Below are 1,594 nucleotides of genomic sequence, written 5' to 3'. Positions count from 1 at the left end.
ACGCTTGTTCCATGGCACTTTGGTTAGCCATTCAATATAGCTTCGCACTACAGTCGCCTCTGCAGACATCGGTGACATCATCTTCAATTTCTGTAATTCCGCTTTTGCTTTATCTAAGGCTTCTGCTGGCATTTTGGCATCAGTGATTTTTTGATTGAGTGCCTCAAATTCATCCGGCGCATCATCAAGCTCACCTAGTTCTTTTTGAATCGCCTTCATTTGTTCGTTTAAATAATACTCTCGCTGAGATTTTTCCATCTGCTTTTTCACACGAGTGCGGATTTTCTTTTCTACTTGAAGCAGGTCAATCTCACCTTCCATCAGTGCCATTAAATACTCTAAACGCTCTTCTACTTTATGCATTTCTAGTACTTTTTGTTTTTCAGACAATTTAAGCGGCATATGGGCCGCCATCGTATCTGCTAACCGGGCAACTTCCTCAATACCTGTTAATGAGGTCAGTACTTCAGGAGGGATCTTCTTGTTTAGTTTAACGTAACCTTCAAACTGTGAAATTGCAGAACGAGATAGTACTTCTTGATCGGATTCTTCTACTGGTTCATCAGGCATCGGTAGAATGCGTCCTTTAAAGAATGGCTCATGTTGATAATATTCTTGAATATCACCACGTACAGACCCTTCCACTAATACCTTTACCGTACCATCAGGCAGCTTTAACAATTGTAAAATAGTCGCTATGGTACCTGTGGTATAAATATCATCCGTCGTTGGCTCATCAACGCCAGCATCTTTTTGAGCGACTAGAAAAATTTGTTTATTGTTTTCCATTGCCACTTCAAGACACTGGATCGATTTTTCACGACCTACAAACAATGGGATTACCATATGTGGGTAGACCACTACATCTCTTAACGCAAGGATTGGCATATCCATTTGATCATGCTCAACTGTCATTATTGCTCTCTTTTTAAAACATCTATGGTATTAATATGTGGTAAGGATTAGAAAGTTCAATGTCAAAGTGAAAATAACTATACTTTCATCCATAAAAAAGGCCTGATAACAGGCCTTTTAACATTCTTTTATTCTGCACCAGCAGCTTGATCGCCACTGTCATAAATCAAGATAGGTTGTGACTCGCCTTGAATGACGGTCTCATCAACGACAACTTTACTGACGTTTTCTGTAGAAGGAAGTTGATACATTGTTTCTAGTAAAACAGCTTCAACAATAGAACGTAAGCCTCGCGCCCCAGTCTTTCTTTCCATTGCTTTTTTGGCAATCGCAGTTAAAGCGTCTTCACGAAATTCTAACTGTGTATCTTCTAAGGCAAATAATGCACCGTATTGTTTCGTAATCGCATTTTTAGGTTGGGTCAAAATCTGAATGAGTGCCTCTTCATTTAACTCTTCCAAGCTTGTCACTACCGGTAATCGACCAATGAATTCAGGAATTAAGCCGTAACGAACGAGATCTTCCGGTTCAACCGCTTTAAATAACTCTCCCACTGCTTTGGTATTAGACACATCTTTTACTTGCGCACCAAAACCAATACCTGCGCCTTTTTGGGAACGTTGCTCAATGACTTTATCTAGACCAGCAAAAGCACCACCACAAATAAATAAAATCTAGA

General features: G+C 39.8%; 1 protein-coding gene and 1 pseudogene. Both read right to left on the bottom strand.

Features of this window, described 5'->3' with window-relative positions:
* Positions 1-915: LON peptidase substrate-binding domain-containing protein (locus G2999_RS10885; protein WP_010181807.1), on the bottom strand; the 915-nt coding region annotated here is incomplete at its 3' end.
* Positions 916-1,043: 128 nt separating this feature from the next.
* Positions 1,044-1,589, bottom strand: a pseudogene (locus G2999_RS12430) (AAA family ATPase); the annotation flags it as partial.
* Positions 1,590-1,594: the final 5 nt, after the last annotated feature.

Origin of the sequence: Glaciecola sp. HTCC2999, from assembly GCF_000155775.1 — a bacterium.
GTDB lineage: Bacteria > Pseudomonadota > Gammaproteobacteria > Enterobacterales > Alteromonadaceae > Opacimonas.
Note: the sequence above shows the minus strand (reverse complement) of the source record. Positions and strands in the feature narration are given on the sequence as shown.